The sequence below is a fragment of the Pseudomonas sp. SR18 genome, from assembly GCF_023701505.1.
GTDB lineage: Bacteria > Pseudomonadota > Gammaproteobacteria > Pseudomonadales > Pseudomonadaceae > Aquipseudomonas > Aquipseudomonas cyclaminis.
Genome location: NZ_JAMQAU010000009.1, coordinates 207,579 through 221,428, shown reverse-complemented (window position 1 = coordinate 221,428; position 13,850 = coordinate 207,579). Strand labels below are relative to the sequence as shown.

The window sequence follows — 13,850 nt, the reverse complement described above, 5'->3', positions numbered from 1 at the left end:
CTACCTGTTCTGAAACTTCACCGTAAACGTGGTACCGCCCGTGGCGCAGGAACTCACCGCCACATCGCCGCCATGTACCTTGGCCAACTCGCGCACGATATACAGGCCCAGGCCCACGCTGCGCACTTCGCTGCCCTGGTCGGTGCCACGGGTCATAGGCTCGAACAACACCGCCAGCAAGGCCTCGGGAATGACCGCGCCGTGGTTATGCACGGCCACTTCACATGCGCCGTTATCCAATTGCGAGGTGATGGTGATCGGTCGTTGCAGGTCGCCATAGGCCACGCTGTTGGCCACCAGGTTGCCGATGATCTGCTGCACGCGGTCGGCGTCCAGGCAGGCGTCGCCAGTGCCTTTGGCGATATGTTCCAACGTCGCCTTGGGGAACGCCACACGCAGCTCGTCCACCGTGCGATGAATCACCTCATGCAGGTCCAGTGGCGCCGCCTTGATGGTGATGCCTTGGCCGACCCGGGCCTGGGTGAAGTCCAACAGGTCGGCGATCATGCGCTGGGCACGTTCGGATGATTGGCCGATATGCCCGAGCAGCTGGCGTTCCTTGGCGGTGCGCTCGCCACGGCGGAGAAAGTCCGACGCCATGCGGATCGCCGTGAGCGGGTTTTTCAGGTCATGGCTGACAATCGCGACCATCTGCTCGGCAAACAGCGCACGGCGCTGGGCAATCGCGTAGGCCTCGCTCAATTCAGCCTGGGCCCGTTGCAGCGCCAGTTCGGTGGCGCTCTTTTCCTGCAACAGCGCTTCGGCCAGGTTGCGTGCGTTGAGCAGCTCGCGTTCGTACTTGTCACGGTCGGTGGTGCCGAACAGCGCCAGGTCGTGCACTACCGCGCCGGCCTGTTCGCGTTTGTTGGCGTTGAGCAGCACGGTCACCTTGTGGCCGTCGTGGTGCAGCATGTCCAGCTTCACTTCGGTGACACTGCCGTGCATGCGCAGCATTGGCGCCAGATGAGTCTGGTGGAAGATCCGCCCGCCGATGGTCAGCAGGTCCTGGAAGCGTTGGCCGCACAGCTCGGCGTTGCTGAACCCCAGCCAGTCACTGAAGCGCGCGTTGGCTTGCAGGATCGTGCCGTCTTGCGTGGTGACGGCCAGGGCGCAGGCGGCGCTGTCGAACAGCTCAGTGGGCACGGGCCACCGCCCACGGCGTGAGGAACGTGTCCATGGCCGCGGCGCAGGCTTGCGGCGCGCTCATGTGCGGGCAGTGGCCGACGTTGTCCACCAGGCAATAGGTGCTGTTGGGCAACACGCTGTGCAGGTATTCGCCCACGGCCACCGGGGCGATCAGGTCGTCGCTCGATTGCAGGATCAACACCGGGGTGGTCAGGCCAGTCACGTCCTGGCGGTTGTCGGACGTGAAAGTCACCCGCGCAAATTGCTTGGCGATGTCCGGCTCGGTGCGGCAGAAACTCTCGGCCAGCTCCTCACTCAGCGCAGGTTGCTCTGGCGTTCCCATGATCACCGGGGCCATGGCGCTGGACCAGCCGAGGTAGTTGCTGTCGAGGGTATCGAGCAGGTCGTCGATATCACTGCGCTTGAAACCGCCGACGTAGCCATCGGTATCGATATAGCGCGGTGAGGGGCCGATCATCACATGGGCGGCGATCCGTCCCGGCACCAGGCGATCGGCGAGGGTGCCGATCATGGCGCTGACCGAATGCCCCACCAGAATCACCGGCCCTTCGGCGTAGGCGTCGATGATTTCATTGAGATCGTGGGCGTAGCCTTCCAGCGTGTTGTATTTGGTCTTGTCGAAGGCGTCCAGGTCGGAGAGCCCGGCGCCTACCAAGTCATACATCACCACACGAAAGCGCTCTTTGAATTGCGGCGCGAGGTAGTTCCACATGGCCTGGTTGCAGCCGAACCCATGGGAAAACACCAGGGTCGAAGTCCCGCAGCCCATCACAGTGACGTTGTTGCGGTGGCGTAGGTCCATGAGGGTCTCAAAGTCATGGCGTATTGCTATGTGTGCGGCAGTTTAAATAGTCACCGCTGTGAGGTCACGTGTTATAGCGCTGATAAGGTAAAGTCGGCGCCTTCAGGAAGAAACTTCAGGTAACAAACATGATGCGGTGGTTGCGGCACTCTCTCTCGGTTCTGCTGGTACTGGTGCTCGCCAGCCTGTCAATCATCGCCCAGGCTGACACTTCGCCGATTGGCGTCGCCCTTGACCAGCGGGTCATCGACCTCACCAACACCCTCGACGCCAGCACCACCACTCGTCTGAAAGAGCAGCTTGCCGCCCTCGAACAGCGCAAGGGCGCCCAGGTGGCCGTGTTGCTGGTGCCCTCCATTGGCGCGGCAAGCATCGAGGATTACGCCAACCAACTGTTCCGCGCCTGGAAACTGGGGCGCAAGGACGTCGACGACGGCATCCTGTTGCTGGTGGCCAAGGATGATCGCAAGGTGCGCATCGAAGTGGGCTATGGCCTGGAAGGCACCGTCACCGACCTGTTGGCCCACCGCATCATCGAGGAGCACATCACGCCTGCGTTTCGTCAGGGCGATTACGCGGCGGGTATCAGCCAGGGGGTGAATGATCTGGTCGTGCTGGTGGACGGCGGCGAGCTGCCCGCCGTGGCAGGGCCTGGCGTCAACCCCCAGGCGATGGCGGTGCTGCTGGCGTTTATCTTCGGTGCGATTGGCGGTGTGCTGGTCGCCTCCCGCCAACTGGGTTGGCGCCGAGCATTGATCGCTGCGCTGGCGGTCACCGTACTGCTGACGACTTTCAGCGGTGGCCGCGAATGGCCGATGTTCCTGTTCGTATTGCCGCTGACGATATTGATCGGCGGCGCCACCTTCGGTGCGTTGTGGCTGGCGCGCACGGCGTTCTACTGCGTGATGGCCGTGCTGGTCTATGTGGTCGGGGTCGTGGTGGCGGACCGGTTTGTAGCGGTCAGCTTTGTCCACTGGCTGCTGTGGCCGTTCGGTGTGGCGTTGATCCTCGGGCTCTACGTGGGGTTGTTTTTTGTCATCAGGGAATCGTGGAAAACCCGTCCGCGTTTCTTCTTCGTGCGGGCGCTGGCGGCGGCGGCGATCTACGTGGCGGCGGGCGTGCTGCTGGGGCACGGTTACCAGGGCTGGATCATCGCGATCCCGGTGGCTTCTTTCGCAGCGTTTCTGCTGTTTGTGCAGAGTGTCTCGGGGGGCGGTTCGGGTGGTGGTTCAGGTTCAAGCTCCAGCAGCTCCAGCTCCAGTTCCAGCAGCAGTTCGTCGGGCGGCGGTGGGTCCAGTGGCGGCGGCGGGGCGTCGGGGAGCTGGTAAGGGCGAATGTTCTTGCCACTGGCGGGGGACTTCCTATTCGTGAAAGTTACAGCTGCTTAGTCAGAAATACGCGGCTGCTGCCTTCCGGCGCGCAGGGTATTTCCCCAAACCGCACCCACCCATTTTTCTCGTAAAAGCCTGGCGCCTGAAAGCTGATGGTGTACAGCACGGCATTCAGGCAACCCCGGCGTCGGGCTTCGTCTTCGAAGGCTCGCAGTAGCTGGCTGCCCAGGCCTGTGCTGCGTAGCGCGTCGGGTAAGTGGAACAGGTCGAGGAAGGCCATGCCAAAGGACGTTCTGCCGGTAATGCCTCCCAGAATTTCCTCGGTGTGCGGGTCTCTGACGAGTGCCGTCAGAGGCCGCCGGTCGTGGTAGCCCGTGGCGTATTCGTTGAACGCGGCCAGACCGCTGCCAAGAATGCGCTCGGCGTCAGGGTTGGGTTGGTCACTGATTTCAATAAGCGCTGCGGTCATCACAAAACCTCGATTTGTCAGAGCGACACCACCATTTCATGCCACGCCATCCCACCATGATCCGAGGGCGAAGGTCGAACGTAGGTGTAGCCCATGCGCTCGTACAACGCTACATGCTGCTCCTTGCACATCAGGTGAATCGTCTGCTTGCCCAGCGCCTTCATGCGCCGCACAAACTCTTTCATCAATACCGTGGAATAGCCTTTGCCTTGATGCGCCGGATCGACCACGACGGACATGATCACCACATTCGGCGCCTCGGGCGCATGCCCCACCAACTCCTTGAATGCCTCGTCCGACATCACCACGTCATGGGCGCAGCCACAGTTGATAAACCCCACCACGTGGTCATCGGCTTCAAGGATCAAAAAGCCTTGCGGGTACTGTGCAATGCGCGTGGCGATCTTCTCCAGGGTCGCGGCTTCGTCGCCTTCGTAGGCAGTGATTTCGATTTCATAGCAACGTGCGGCGTCGGCGGGCAGGGCGTTGCGGAAGGTGTGGGCGGGCATGCGGGTTCCTGGGTATTGGGTGAAGGGCCACATGATAGATACAAACTCCCCGAGTGACACGGGCTCTTGTGGCGAGTGGGCGTGCCCCAGCATCCAGCCTCCGGATCGCGTTAATATAAACTCCCACGCGCTGCCCCAAGGCACCGACCAGGCCGCGAGGTAACCCGCCCGCATAAAGGAAGGACCCAATGCTGGAAATAAAACGCGCCACCCGCGAAGACGCCAACGTCGCTTTTGACATCCGCCGCGAAGCCATCCGCAGCCAATGCATCGGCGCCTACACCGCAGAACAAATGGCACTCTGGACCCGCGGCAGTGCCGACGATGGTTACAACAGGTTAATGGACAAACCGTTTTACCTTGGCTGGGTAAACGATAAACCGGTCGCCACCGGCATGCTCGACCTCGACAACAATGAAGTGGGCGCACTGTTTGTACTGCCTCAGTTCACTGGGCGCGGGTACGGCAAGGCATTGCTGGATCATCTTGAGGCGCTGGCGCGGGAACTGGCGTTAGGCGAAGTAGTGCTGGATGCCACGCTGAATGCAGCGAGTTTCTATCGGGCGTGCGGGTATGAGGGCGAGCAGCAGGCAATCTACCATTCGCCGTCGGGGCTGGAGTTGGCGTGTATCCCGATGAAGAAGCGGATTGAATAAACACCGCTGCTCGATGTGGGAGCGGGCTTGCTCGCGATAGCGCTGGTGCAGGCAAAAGACGCTCGACATTGTCCTTGCCCCTCATCGGCTAAAGAACGCCGCACGCAGCCGCTCGATAACCACGCCAACCGAATCCCCCCGAACCGCCGGAGGCCTCTGGCTCTCTCCAAATTCGCGCCATACAAACAGCGTCAGCTCGGCGCCGTCAGTCTGCGCCTGCGCAATGCCTGGCGCGGCGAAGTCTTGCAGCACGCGGTACCGCTCGTCCCGCCAGAACGCCTCTTCCACCCAGTCATACACCGGGATGAAATGAAAGTGCAGCGGGAACCCTGGCATATGCCCATAACGGCTGATGTACAGCCACTTGGGTTTGAGTTGCGCTTCCATGACTCGCTGGGTCATGGCGAGCAGCCCGCCGAGTTCGGCCAGTGCGGCTTGCGACATGTCCGCCAGGGAATGGATAGGCGCTTTGGCGCCCAGCATCAGGTACCCCGGCAGTTTGGAAGCCAGGTGATGGTTGAGCCGCCAGTGCTCGGTTTCAAGCAGGAGGTAAGCAGGGTCGATCTGCATCAGCGCGCATCCAGGAAGACAAGGCTGGCAGGATAACAAGCGCCGTCAGCTGTATCTCGCAAAACCATGGGATCTGTGTCTATCGCCCACCTCTGTTGGCCGATAGCCTCGCACCACGACCACTCACGAACGGGCTTCCCATGGACCTTACTGCTGTCCCCTTTGGCACCACCGACTGGGCCACGCTCGAACCCGTCGTCTATCCCGGCGTTACCGGCAATGCCCTGTGGCGCACCTGCCATTTCGGCACCACCCGCGTGCGCATGGTGCAATACACCCCCGGCTACCTCGCCGATCACTGGTGCAAGCGCGGGCACGTGCTGTTGTGTTTGGAAGGCGAGTTGCACACGGAGTTGGAAGACGGCCGTCAGTTCACGCTGACGGCCGGGATGAGTTACCAGGTGGGCAATGACATGGAAGCGCATCGCTCATCGACGAGCGTCGGGGCGAAGCTGTTTATTGTGGATTGAACGGGTGACCTTTGTGGCAAGCTCCCTCGCCACAGGCAGAGGAACAATCGCAAAAATTCAGTGCATCAATGCATCTTGCTATGGTCCATGCCATCCAGCCCACGGGCCTTGGCCTCGACCTCAACGGTGCGCTTCTCGCCCTTGGCGTCCTGCACCGTCAGGGTCAGCGGCACTTGGTCGCCTTCCTTGATCTGCCCGGTCAGGCCCATCAGCATCACGTGGTAACCGTTCGGATCGAGCTTGACGGCCACGCCTGCGGGCAAGGCTACGGCGTCCACCGGGCCCATGCGCATGACGTCGTCTTTCATGCTCATTTCATGGATCTGTACGTCCTTGGCCACCGGCGATGCGACGCGCAGCAACTTGCTGTCGGTGTCGGCGGTGATGGTCATGAACGCGCCGCTGGACGGCTGGCCCGGCACCGAGGCGCGCACCCAGGCGTCGGTTACTTGCACCTGGGCGCTGGCGTGGGCGGCGAAACCCAGCAGGGCGAGGCCGAAGGTGAAGCGCTTGAGGTGTTGAACGGCAGTCATTAGCAGACCTCCATGACGGTGAGCAGGTCTTCTGCGCACTCTTTTGCGGTAAGGGATGCCTGCAGGCCCAGGCGCAGGTTGCCGCGCGTGTCGAAGACAAAACTGGTGGCCGTGTGGGACAGGGTGTAGGTGTCGCCGGCGGGGATCTTTTCATAAAAGATCCCGAATTCCTTGGCGGCCACGGCGATTTCTTCCGGGGTGCCGTACAGCGCTTCGAAGCTCGGGTCGAAGGCCTTGACGTACTTGTCGAGAATCTCTGGCGTGTCGCGTTCCGGGTCGAGGGTGATAAAGATCACCTGCATGATCTCGCCGTCGCGGCCCATCAGCTTCTTGGCCTGGGCGGCACGGGCGAGGGTGGTCGGGCACACGGCCGGGCATTGGGTAAAGCCAAAGAACACCACTGGCATCAGGCCACGGTAGGAACTGAGGGTGACAGTGTCGCCCTCGGTGTTCTTGAGCTTGAAGGTGCGGCCCATGATCTTGTCGCTCAAGTCCTTGCCGTACTTGAAGTTCAACCTGGGGCTGTTGTCACAACCGGTCAGCAGGCCCAGACCCAACAGGCCCATGCTGGTCAGGACCTTGCGGCGGGTGAATAACGTACTCATCAACTGTGCATCCTGTGAAACGCCTGCATTGCTCTGGATCTACACATCAGGCTTTGAAAAGGAGTAAACGAGGAGGGCGCCAAGTCTACCAACCCTGGCGATGGCACGTAATCTGCGACGTTCTGCCACAGGGGCCGCGGTATTTCATCCCTTTGCGCCTTCGGTGTTAGAGTCGCCGCCATGAAATCGAGCCACTCCGACCGTTCGCTGATCGTCTGGACCCTGTACTTCTGCGTGCTGATGAACCTGTTCGCGTGCGGTTTGGGCCATGGCCAGATGATGGGCCAACAGCTCAACGGGATCGGCGGCGCGTTCTGTTCGTTGGACGGCAAGCAGGCGCCACTTTCCGACAAAGGGTTGGACAGCCCGGCTTCCAGCAACATCTCGAACTACTTTGCCTGCCCAGTGTGCGCCGCGTTGACCGTCGCCCTGGTGTTCCTGATCGGTCTGGCCTGGCTGCTGGGGCTTGGGCAACCGCCGCGCCCGGCCCACGAACGGCGCAACAAGGCGCCGCCGCGCCATGCCTGGCCCTCGGCCAACCCCCGCGCTTCCCCCGCATTCTGACGTGTGCCTTGGGCTTCCTGTGACCAGGAGGCGTTCGATCGTCACGACTGTGAGTGCGTTTCATGAACCATCAATTGCCTGCAGGCGCCAGTCGCCTGGTCAGCAAGGCGTCCCGTCGCCTGCGCGCGGAACCGGCGCGGGCTGAATACCCGAGCAACTCCCGCTGTTTCGTGCACCTGGATGCACGCCTTTTGCCTTACTGGCACACCCTGTTTGATATCTGCCCGGCGCTGCTCAAACTCGACCCGCCCGAGGGTCTGAACCTGTTCCGCAGCTTCATGACCTGGGCCTATCGCAACCAGCCCGCGCAGGATTGGACCTACCACCTGAATGTGTGTCGCTGGTTGCTCGGCTCGCCGTATCGCATGCAAATCGACGATGAACCCATCGAAGCGTTCATGGCAGCGGCCGCAGCGTGTTGGGTCAACACTGACATCAGCCAGGCCCAGGGCGTGGTCCTGGCCTGGCAAGCCATGACGGTGTTCGATTGCAAGCGCGCGGTGCCCTTCGAAGCTGTACAGCCAGCCTTGCCACCCGCGCCGTGGGATTTCGCCTGGTGCCCAATGACCGCACAAGGTGACTTCAGCGCTTGGTTGGCCGTGCCTTGATCGCCATCAAGGCGCGTGCTCAATGCGCTGGCCTCTAATCAGTCGCTGCCGGTCACGTCAGCTGCCTATGCGTGGTGGTTGCTGCCGGTCTTTGTCTTTAGCGTCCGGAGTGGGCTTGGTGGTTTTGTCCGGCTGTTTGACGGTGTCCTTGCTCTGTTTGCCACTGTCAGCCGGGCTGCTCGGGTAAGTGCCGGGCGGCAGTGCAGACCCCGCAGCGCCGTCGTTTGCAACAGCCGTGGCGGCCGGCGTCGGGTTGTCGCCAAATGCGGCCATTGCGGGCTGGCCTGACAGGGCTGCCAGGCAGAGTGCAAGCACGATCCCTTGTCTATTCGTCATGATTCAATCCTCTTGATTCATCGAACACAGCCGTGGACGTGTCCACGGGCCGACCGGTGCATTACGCAGCCATTGGCTTGCCTGCCGTCGCCTTCTTGTGCGCGGCCTTCATGGCTTGCATTTGTGCACCCAGCTCTTCCAGCAGGGCCTTGCCCAGCAGTTTTTTCGCCTGAGGAAACATCTCGGTTTCCTCTTCTTCGATGTGATGTTCCAGCAGTTCCTTGACCACCTTCACCCGACCGGAAAACTCGGTGGTGGACGGCTCCGTCTGCTTCAAGTCAGGCAGCACCAGGGAGTCGACGGTGCGATGCTCTTCCTTGGCTTCGTGGTACATGATGTCCTGCTCCTTGCCGCCGGCTTTACGAAAGGCCGGGTACAGAATCTCTTCCTCAAGCCGGGTGTGCAGGCTGATTTCCATTTCGAGTTTAGCCAACAGCTCGGTACGTTTTTTAACCCCGCGTTCGGTGGACTCACTCAGTTGGGTCAACAGCGCTTTGACACGTTCATGGTCGGCTTTAAGCAGGTCGATGGCATTCATGATGAAACCTCACAGACAGGATTCGGGCGCGTCGAAGTGCGCGCTTCGTCTGGTAGGAAATTGCATAACTCAGACCATCCTCGACGATAGGTCAAAAGTCATTTGAATCAACAGGTTGAGATCGACTTTGAAAAGCCTCTGTCGTGCAGCTTGCATGGTCGGCCGCTAACCGGATTGCATTAAACCCGCCTCCCTCGCACGCGACGGATAGATGCTGACGACTCGGCATGTGCCGCAATTACTGGGCGAGAGCGCACTGGCGTAATTCCGATGGAACCCTTGGCGCGAATGCTTGACCTAACCCATAGACCTCAGGAGGTGAATCATGGAAATGCATTATGTCTGGATCGGTTTGGCGGTGATTCTGCTGCTCTTGGAACTGTGGGCGATCAATGTCGTATTACGCAGCACCAGTGGCTGGGAGACCAAGGGGTTGTGGCTGGTCATTCTGATCTTTGTGCCGTTGTTGGGCCTGATTGCGTGGGCGATGTTCGGACCCAAGCGCGAGATGCCGGAACACCGCAAGAGCTGATGCTTTAAGCGATCAGCAAACAGGCGCCCCGCGGGGCGCCTGTTTACGTTCAGACGACGATTATCAGCCGGCCAGCGCCGTGGCAATTGCTTCATTGAACGCCGGCAGATCGTCCGGGGTCCGGGAGGTGATCAAGGTCCAGCCATTGGCGTTGCATTGCTTGACCTCGGCGTCGACCCAACCGGCGGCGCCGGCGTTTTCCAGGTCGATGCGTACGCTTTTATAGGAGGTCAGGGTCTTGCCTTTGATCACGCCCGCGTCGATCAGCGTCCAGGGCCCGTGACAGATGGCCGCTATGGTCTTGCCGGCGTCGGCGAAGCTCTTGATCAAGCGCAGCGCCGCTGCGTCCTGGCGCAGGGTGTCGGCGTTGACGGTGCCGCCAGGGATCACCAGCGCATCAAAATCACTGCTCTGGACATCCGACAGTTGCACGTCGGATTCCACGGTCCTGTCCTTTTCGGTATCGCCGACAAACGTCTGGGTGGTGCCACCCTTGCTGGAAGCATGGGTCACCGTCGCGCCAAAACCGCGCAGCGCATCCAGAGGCTTGAGCAACTCGTCGCGCTCGATGCCGGTGTTGGAGGTGATGATGAGGATTTTCTTGCCGTTGAGTTGCGCGCTCATGGTCGATTGTCTCCTGAGTAGAAGGGTTGTGGCCGGTGGATTCCTGGCCCTTTCAACGTTGCAGATACCTGACTGTTGAGGGCGCGCCTGGGTGAAAGGTTTAAATTTTTTTGCGTCGATTTCTGCGCGGCAATTTCCTTGAACTATCAAAACACCCAGGGCTCTGCTTCACAAAGGAGGCGACTTTTCGTACTCCCACCATTGCCTGGAGAGATACCGTGGCCGCTCGTAAAACTCTCGACCGTCTCAGTTCGCAAGATGTCCGCACATGCGCAGACCCAGCCGTCAAGGCTGAGCGCAAACCGGGTCAATAATCATGGCACGCGCCATTACCGCCTCTGAATTGGGGATCGAACTCAAGCCTGACGACGACAGCGGCTTGTTCAAGTGGTTTATCGCCAGTTTCCTGATGGGCAAGCGCATCCAGGCTCCCATCGCGGCACAGGCCTACAGGGAGATTGTGGAAGAGCAGGGGCGCGACACCGCGCGCAAGTTGCAGCACTGTACGTCGCGGGAGTTGGTGGCAATGCTGGGGCGTGCCCATTACGTTCGCTACGACGAATCCACTGCGCAGCGCCTGCTGGACCTCAGCGCGAAACTGAACGCCGAGTATGCCGGCAAGATCACCCACATCCGCCGCGCCAGCGCCGACCGTCAGGCGTTTGAAAAACGCTTGGCCGAGTTCGATGGCGTAGGCCCCAAGACTATCGAGATTTTCATGCGCGACGCGGCGGCGGTGCTGTTTTGACGGCATCGTTGTACGTCGGTTGTGCCGGTTGGAGCTTGCCGCGTGAGCACTGGCCGGCGTTCAGTGATGAGGGCACGCATCTGCAGCGTTACGCCTCACGCTTTAACGCGGTGGAGATCAACAGCTCGTTCTATCGCCCGCACCTGCCGAAAACCTATGCACGTTGGGGCGAGTCCGTGCCGTCTGGGTTTCGTTTTTCGCTGAAGATGCCCAAGCGCATTACCCACGAGTTGCGCCTGCGCCAGTGTGAAACGGCGCTGGAGGAATTTCTCGAACAATGCGCGCCATTGGGGGAACGCCTCGGCTGCCTGCTGGTGCAACTGCCTCCCTCATTGAGCTATGAGCCCTCCAGTGCCAGCGCCTTTTTCATGGCTGTTCGCCGATGTTTTGCCGGCAATGTGGTGCTTGAACCGCGCCACGCCAGTTGGCTGGCGGCCGAGGCGATGTTGCAGGATTTGCACATCGGGCGAGTGGCCGTCGACCCACCTGTGATCGACGCCACGCCCACCTGCGCGGGCTGGCAAGGCGTGCGCTATTGGCGATTGCATGGGTCACCGCGCATTTATCACAGTGCCTATGGTCCGGCGCGTTTACGCGAGTTCGCGCGACACCTTGACCGGTCGGTCGCGGACGGCATTCCAACCTGGTGCATTTTCGACAACACCGCCAGCGGCCATGCCGTCGCTGACGCCCTGTACCTACTCGACCTCAACCCGCAACACCTCCAACCCTAACTGCTCATACGCCTCCATATTTGGCACGTGCCATTCGGTAATCAACGTGTGAATCCGACTGCAGGGCGCCACTACGAACGGCTCCACCGCACCGAGTTTGTCCGCCATGGTCACGGCGACAACCTGGGAAGCGCTGTCGAGCAAGGCTTGCTTGACCACCACTTCATCAAAATGCACCGAACTGATGCCCGCCTGCGGATGCAGCGCGCATACGCCGGTGAACAACAGGTCGGCCTTGATGCTCTGGATCAGGCGCACGGCCTCGTGCCCACCGGTAGACAGCGTGGCCGGGTTGAGTTGGCCGCCGGCCAGAATCACTTTTACATGGGGATGATCGGCCAAGGCGATGGCGATCATCGGCGACGCCGTGACCGCCGTCAGGTGGATCGCCCGCGGCAATGACTGGGCGATCTGTAGCGTGGTCGAGCCGGAGTCGAACAGCACAATCTGGCCGTCTTCCACTCGGCCAGCCGCCCATTGCGCGAGTTGGCGCTTGGCATCATTGGTCTCGCCGACCCGCGTGAAAAAATCTTTGCCTGTGTCTTTGGGCCGGGGCAGGGCGCCGCCGTGCACGCGCTGCAGCAGGCCGGCGGCAGCCAGTTCGCCGAGGTCGCGGCGGATGGTGTCCTGGGACACGGCAAAGTGCTCCACCAGTTCCGAGGCGGTGACTTTGCCGTCACGTTCCAGCAGCAACAGGATTTTCTGCTTGCGCAGGGAAGGCAAGTCGATAGGGTGATGGACGTCGTGCATGTTTGTGCGCTTTTCTGCGGGTTTTTGCGAGATTAATCGCCCGCCCCTATAAACGCAATACCAAGGCACTTGACTCATTGCCCGTGAATTGGACGTGTCGATGGCGCTGTGTGGCTATAACGTTATACGCGATGTGAACCGTGGGATTTTGCTGGCGGGGACCTTTTCAGAACCCATTGCCTGAGCAAATAAATCGTAAAAATACGAAAAGAGTTGTCCACGAAAACCGTGGGTATCTCTGTGGATAACTTTGCAAGACCCCAGCGGGTATGGCGATTTGGCCCACGGTCAATATTTGATCAACTTTCAGCGAGGCCCAGTATGGGCAGGGTTGACGCTTGACAGCCAAGCGCCAACCCAGTGCCGAAAAGCGCTTTTATGAGTCGCCGTCGCGCCCTGTGGAGTGCGTGACAACCCGGGGTGGCATCCTGGCCTGCATCAGGTTGTCGAGTGCCTGGCGATAACTGCGACCGGCCAGGCTCATGCTGTTGTTATGGCTGGCGCCCGGCACCAACAACAGCCGCTTGGGCTCCTGGGCGGCTTCAAACAGTTGCTGGCTGAAGCGCGGCGGCACGTAGCGGTCGTCCAGGCCATGCACCACCAGCAATGGCATATGGATGTCGGCGATCTTGTCGATGGAATCAAACTTCTGCGACAGCAACCAGCGCACCGGCAATGACGTGTTGGCCACCGCCGTGGCGACGTCCGCGAGGGAGGTGAAGGTGGACTCGATCACCAGGCCGCGCACCGGCAGCGGCGTTTGCTTGCCCAGCTCGGCGGCCAGGTCGATGGCGACCGCGCCCCCGAGGGAATGCCCGTAGATCAGGCGCTTGCTCGGGTCAGGTTGCAGCACCTGGAAGCGCTCCCAGGCGATGCGTGCATCTTCGTACACCGTGGTTTCCGACGGCAGCTCGCCGTGGCTTTGGCCAAAGCCGCGATAGTCGATGGCCAGCACTGAATAACCGAGTGCATGTAATTGCTCGATGCGAAACAACTGCCCGGTGAGGTTCCAGCGCACGCCGTGCAGGTAGAGGATCGCGGGCGCGTCCTTTTTGTCCGCCGGGTACCACCAGCCATGAATGTTTTGCCCGGACTTGAAGCTGGCGGGCTTGAGTTCGAATTCCTGCACCGCCTTGGGCAAGCCGCTGTACCAACTGGCGGTACCCGGCTCGATGCGAAACACCAGCTCGCGCTCCTTGTGTTGCAGCACGCTGCAGCCCACCGGCAGGCCAATGATCAACAGCGCCATGCACAGCATGGGCAACCAGCGCAGGCTCAGGCGCGACATAAAACGAGAGGGCATGAAGGTTCCAGGGCAAAGGTGA

The 13,850-nt window shown here is 60.9% G+C and carries 20 protein-coding genes; 8 read left to right on the top strand and 12 right to left on the bottom strand.

All coding sequences use genetic code 11. From position 1 onward, the window contains the following. Positions 1 to 1,143, bottom strand: a complete 1,143-nt coding sequence (locus NDJ82_RS15770; RefSeq protein ID WP_191946298.1) for an ATP-binding protein — start codon at positions 1,141 to 1,143, stop codon at positions 1 to 3. After that, positions 1,133 to 1,948, bottom strand: coding sequence for an alpha/beta fold hydrolase (locus NDJ82_RS15765; protein WP_112195784.1), 816 nt, complete (start codon positions 1,946 to 1,948; stop codon positions 1,133 to 1,135). Before NDJ82_RS15765 ends, NDJ82_RS15770 begins: the two co-directional genes overlap by 11 nt. Before the next feature lie 128 nt (positions 1,949 to 2,076). On the opposite strand from NDJ82_RS15765, the gene NDJ82_RS15760 reads away from it, so the two are divergent. Further along, complete coding sequence (locus NDJ82_RS15760; protein ID WP_250925830.1) at positions 2,077 to 3,276, top strand: TPM domain-containing protein; 1,200 nt, start codon at positions 2,077 to 2,079, stop codon at positions 3,274 to 3,276. 46 nt (positions 3,277 to 3,322) lie between these two features. Here NDJ82_RS15760 and NDJ82_RS15755 read toward each other — a convergent pair whose 3' ends face one another. Together NDJ82_RS15755 and NDJ82_RS15750 are read right to left on the bottom strand one after the other, a co-directional pair. Next, a complete protein-coding gene (locus NDJ82_RS15755; RefSeq protein WP_191946295.1) occupies positions 3,323 to 3,748 on the bottom strand; it encodes a GNAT family N-acetyltransferase in 426 nt (141 codons plus the stop codon). A 17-nt stretch (positions 3,749 to 3,765) separates the two neighbouring features. Further along, positions 3,766 to 4,257: a GNAT family N-acetyltransferase gene (locus NDJ82_RS15750; RefSeq protein WP_250925829.1), complete on the bottom strand. Its 492-nt coding sequence runs from the start codon at positions 4,255 to 4,257 to the stop codon at positions 3,766 to 3,768. Positions 4,258 to 4,445: 188 nt separating this feature from the next. Here NDJ82_RS15750 and NDJ82_RS15745 point away from each other — a divergent pair, with 188 nt between their 5' ends. Then, positions 4,446 to 4,913, top strand: coding sequence for a GNAT family N-acetyltransferase (locus NDJ82_RS15745; RefSeq protein WP_250925828.1), 468 nt, complete (start codon positions 4,446 to 4,448; stop codon positions 4,911 to 4,913). Between the two features lie 81 nt (positions 4,914 to 4,994). Here NDJ82_RS15745 and NDJ82_RS15740 read toward each other — a convergent pair whose 3' ends face one another. Further along, positions 4,995 to 5,483, bottom strand: a complete 489-nt coding sequence (locus NDJ82_RS15740) for an HIT family protein (protein WP_250925827.1) — start codon at positions 5,481 to 5,483, stop codon at positions 4,995 to 4,997. Positions 5,484 to 5,623: 140 nt separating this feature from the next. Here NDJ82_RS15740 and NDJ82_RS15735 point away from each other — a divergent pair, with 140 nt between their 5' ends. Further along, positions 5,624 to 5,953 carry a DHCW motif cupin fold protein gene (locus NDJ82_RS15735; RefSeq protein WP_099586901.1) on the top strand — a complete coding sequence of 110 codons (330 nt, stop codon included), beginning with the start codon at positions 5,624 to 5,626 and terminating at the stop codon, positions 5,951 to 5,953. A 65-nt stretch (positions 5,954 to 6,018) separates the two neighbouring features. Here the strand turns inward: NDJ82_RS15735 and NDJ82_RS15730 are convergent, their stop codons facing one another. Together NDJ82_RS15730 and NDJ82_RS15725 are read right to left on the bottom strand one after the other, a co-directional pair. Further along, entirely contained in the window at positions 6,019 to 6,486 is a 468-nt protein-coding gene (locus tag NDJ82_RS15730; protein WP_112195773.1) for a copper chaperone PCu(A)C, read from the bottom strand. After that, positions 6,486 to 7,091, bottom strand: coding sequence for an SCO family protein (locus NDJ82_RS15725; RefSeq protein WP_250925826.1), 606 nt, complete (start codon positions 7,089 to 7,091; stop codon positions 6,486 to 6,488). Before NDJ82_RS15725 ends, NDJ82_RS15730 begins: the two co-directional genes overlap by 1 nt. A 180-nt stretch (positions 7,092 to 7,271) precedes the next feature. Here NDJ82_RS15725 and NDJ82_RS15720 point away from each other — a divergent pair, with 180 nt between their 5' ends. Continuing rightward, the gene (locus NDJ82_RS15720) at positions 7,272 to 7,655 is read left to right on the top strand and encodes a DUF2946 domain-containing protein (RefSeq protein ID WP_099586899.1); all 384 of its coding nucleotides are present in this window, start codon (positions 7,272 to 7,274) and stop codon (positions 7,653 to 7,655) included. 62 nt (positions 7,656 to 7,717) lie between these two features. Beyond that, the gene (locus tag NDJ82_RS15715; protein WP_250925825.1) at positions 7,718 to 8,263 is read left to right on the top strand and encodes a putative natural product biosynthesis protein; all 546 of its coding nucleotides are present in this window, start codon (positions 7,718 to 7,720) and stop codon (positions 8,261 to 8,263) included. Positions 8,264 to 8,320: 57 nt separating this feature from the next. Here the strand turns inward: NDJ82_RS15715 and NDJ82_RS15710 are convergent, their stop codons facing one another. Both NDJ82_RS15710 and NDJ82_RS15705 read right to left on the bottom strand, forming a co-directional pair. Next, positions 8,321 to 8,599, bottom strand: a complete 279-nt coding sequence (locus NDJ82_RS15710) for a hypothetical protein (protein ID WP_250925824.1) — start codon at positions 8,597 to 8,599, stop codon at positions 8,321 to 8,323. 61 nt (positions 8,600 to 8,660) lie between these two features. Continuing rightward, entirely contained in the window at positions 8,661 to 9,137 is a 477-nt protein-coding gene (locus tag NDJ82_RS15705; protein WP_112195767.1) for a PA2171 family ribosome-binding persister protein, read from the bottom strand. Positions 9,138 to 9,462: 325 nt separating this feature from the next. Between NDJ82_RS15705 and NDJ82_RS15700 the strand changes: the two genes are divergently transcribed. After that, positions 9,463 to 9,669 (top strand): PLD nuclease N-terminal domain-containing protein, encoded by a 207-nt coding sequence (locus tag NDJ82_RS15700; RefSeq protein WP_099586894.1) that lies wholly within the window; start codon positions 9,463 to 9,465, stop codon positions 9,667 to 9,669. A 63-nt stretch (positions 9,670 to 9,732) separates the two neighbouring features. Here the strand turns inward: NDJ82_RS15700 and NDJ82_RS15695 are convergent, their stop codons facing one another. Further along, the gene (locus NDJ82_RS15695) at positions 9,733 to 10,293 is read right to left on the bottom strand and encodes a type 1 glutamine amidotransferase domain-containing protein (RefSeq protein WP_099586893.1); all 561 of its coding nucleotides are present in this window, start codon (positions 10,291 to 10,293) and stop codon (positions 9,733 to 9,735) included. A 316-nt stretch (positions 10,294 to 10,609) separates the two neighbouring features. Here NDJ82_RS15695 and NDJ82_RS15690 point away from each other — a divergent pair, with 316 nt between their 5' ends. After that, a complete protein-coding gene (locus NDJ82_RS15690) occupies positions 10,610 to 11,041 on the top strand; it encodes a DNA methylase (protein WP_099586892.1) in 432 nt (143 codons plus the stop codon). Further along, the gene (locus NDJ82_RS15685; RefSeq protein WP_250925823.1) at positions 11,038 to 11,775 is read left to right on the top strand and encodes a DUF72 domain-containing protein; all 738 of its coding nucleotides are present in this window, start codon (positions 11,038 to 11,040) and stop codon (positions 11,773 to 11,775) included. Before NDJ82_RS15690 ends, NDJ82_RS15685 begins: the two co-directional genes overlap by 4 nt. Here the strand turns inward: NDJ82_RS15685 and NDJ82_RS15680 are convergent. Beyond that, on the bottom strand, positions 11,740 to 12,525 hold the full coding sequence (locus tag NDJ82_RS15680) for a DeoR/GlpR family DNA-binding transcription regulator (RefSeq protein WP_250925822.1): 786 nt from the start codon (positions 12,523 to 12,525) through the stop codon (positions 11,740 to 11,742). The two genes, NDJ82_RS15685 and NDJ82_RS15680, sit on opposite strands and share 36 nt — an antisense overlap. A 376-nt stretch (positions 12,526 to 12,901) precedes the next feature. After that, entirely contained in the window at positions 12,902 to 13,828 is a 927-nt protein-coding gene (locus NDJ82_RS15670) for an alpha/beta hydrolase (RefSeq protein WP_250925821.1), read from the bottom strand. Positions 13,829 to 13,850 lie beyond the last annotated feature (22 nt).

Coding starts and splice junctions, on each gene's coding strand:
- NDJ82_RS15765 (WP_112195784.1), bottom strand. CDS start 1,948: ATGGACCTACGCCACCGCAACAACGTCACTGTGATGGGCTGCGGGACT.
- NDJ82_RS15760 (WP_250925830.1), top strand. CDS start 2,077: ATGATGCGGTGGTTGCGGCACTCTCTCTCGGTTCTGCTGGTACTGGTG.
- NDJ82_RS15755 (WP_191946295.1), bottom strand. CDS start 3,748: ATGACCGCAGCGCTTATTGAAATCAGTGACCAACCCAACCCTGACGCC.
- NDJ82_RS15750 (WP_250925829.1), bottom strand. CDS start 4,257: ATGCCCGCCCACACCTTCCGCAACGCCCTGCCCGCCGACGCCGCACGT.
- NDJ82_RS15745 (WP_250925828.1), top strand. CDS start 4,446: ATGCTGGAAATAAAACGCGCCACCCGCGAAGACGCCAACGTCGCTTTT.
- NDJ82_RS15740 (WP_250925827.1), bottom strand. CDS start 5,483: ATGCAGATCGACCCTGCTTACCTCCTGCTTGAAACCGAGCACTGGCGG.
- NDJ82_RS15735 (WP_099586901.1), top strand. CDS start 5,624: ATGGACCTTACTGCTGTCCCCTTTGGCACCACCGACTGGGCCACGCTC.
- NDJ82_RS15730 (WP_112195773.1), bottom strand. CDS start 6,486: ATGACTGCCGTTCAACACCTCAAGCGCTTCACCTTCGGCCTCGCCCTG.
- NDJ82_RS15725 (WP_250925826.1), bottom strand. CDS start 7,091: ATGAGTACGTTATTCACCCGCCGCAAGGTCCTGACCAGCATGGGCCTG.
- NDJ82_RS15720 (WP_099586899.1), top strand. CDS start 7,272: ATGAAATCGAGCCACTCCGACCGTTCGCTGATCGTCTGGACCCTGTAC.
- NDJ82_RS15715 (WP_250925825.1), top strand. CDS start 7,718: ATGAACCATCAATTGCCTGCAGGCGCCAGTCGCCTGGTCAGCAAGGCG.
- NDJ82_RS15710 (WP_250925824.1), bottom strand. CDS start 8,599: ATGACGAATAGACAAGGGATCGTGCTTGCACTCTGCCTGGCAGCCCTG.
- NDJ82_RS15705 (WP_112195767.1), bottom strand. CDS start 9,137: ATGAATGCCATCGACCTGCTTAAAGCCGACCATGAACGTGTCAAAGCG.
- NDJ82_RS15700 (WP_099586894.1), top strand. CDS start 9,463: ATGGAAATGCATTATGTCTGGATCGGTTTGGCGGTGATTCTGCTGCTC.
- NDJ82_RS15695 (WP_099586893.1), bottom strand. CDS start 10,293: ATGAGCGCGCAACTCAACGGCAAGAAAATCCTCATCATCACCTCCAAC.
- NDJ82_RS15690 (WP_099586892.1), top strand. CDS start 10,610: ATGGCACGCGCCATTACCGCCTCTGAATTGGGGATCGAACTCAAGCCT.
- NDJ82_RS15680 (WP_250925822.1), bottom strand. CDS start 12,525: ATGCACGACGTCCATCACCCTATCGACTTGCCTTCCCTGCGCAAGCAG.
- NDJ82_RS15670 (WP_250925821.1), bottom strand. CDS start 13,828: ATGCCCTCTCGTTTTATGTCGCGCCTGAGCCTGCGCTGGTTGCCCATG.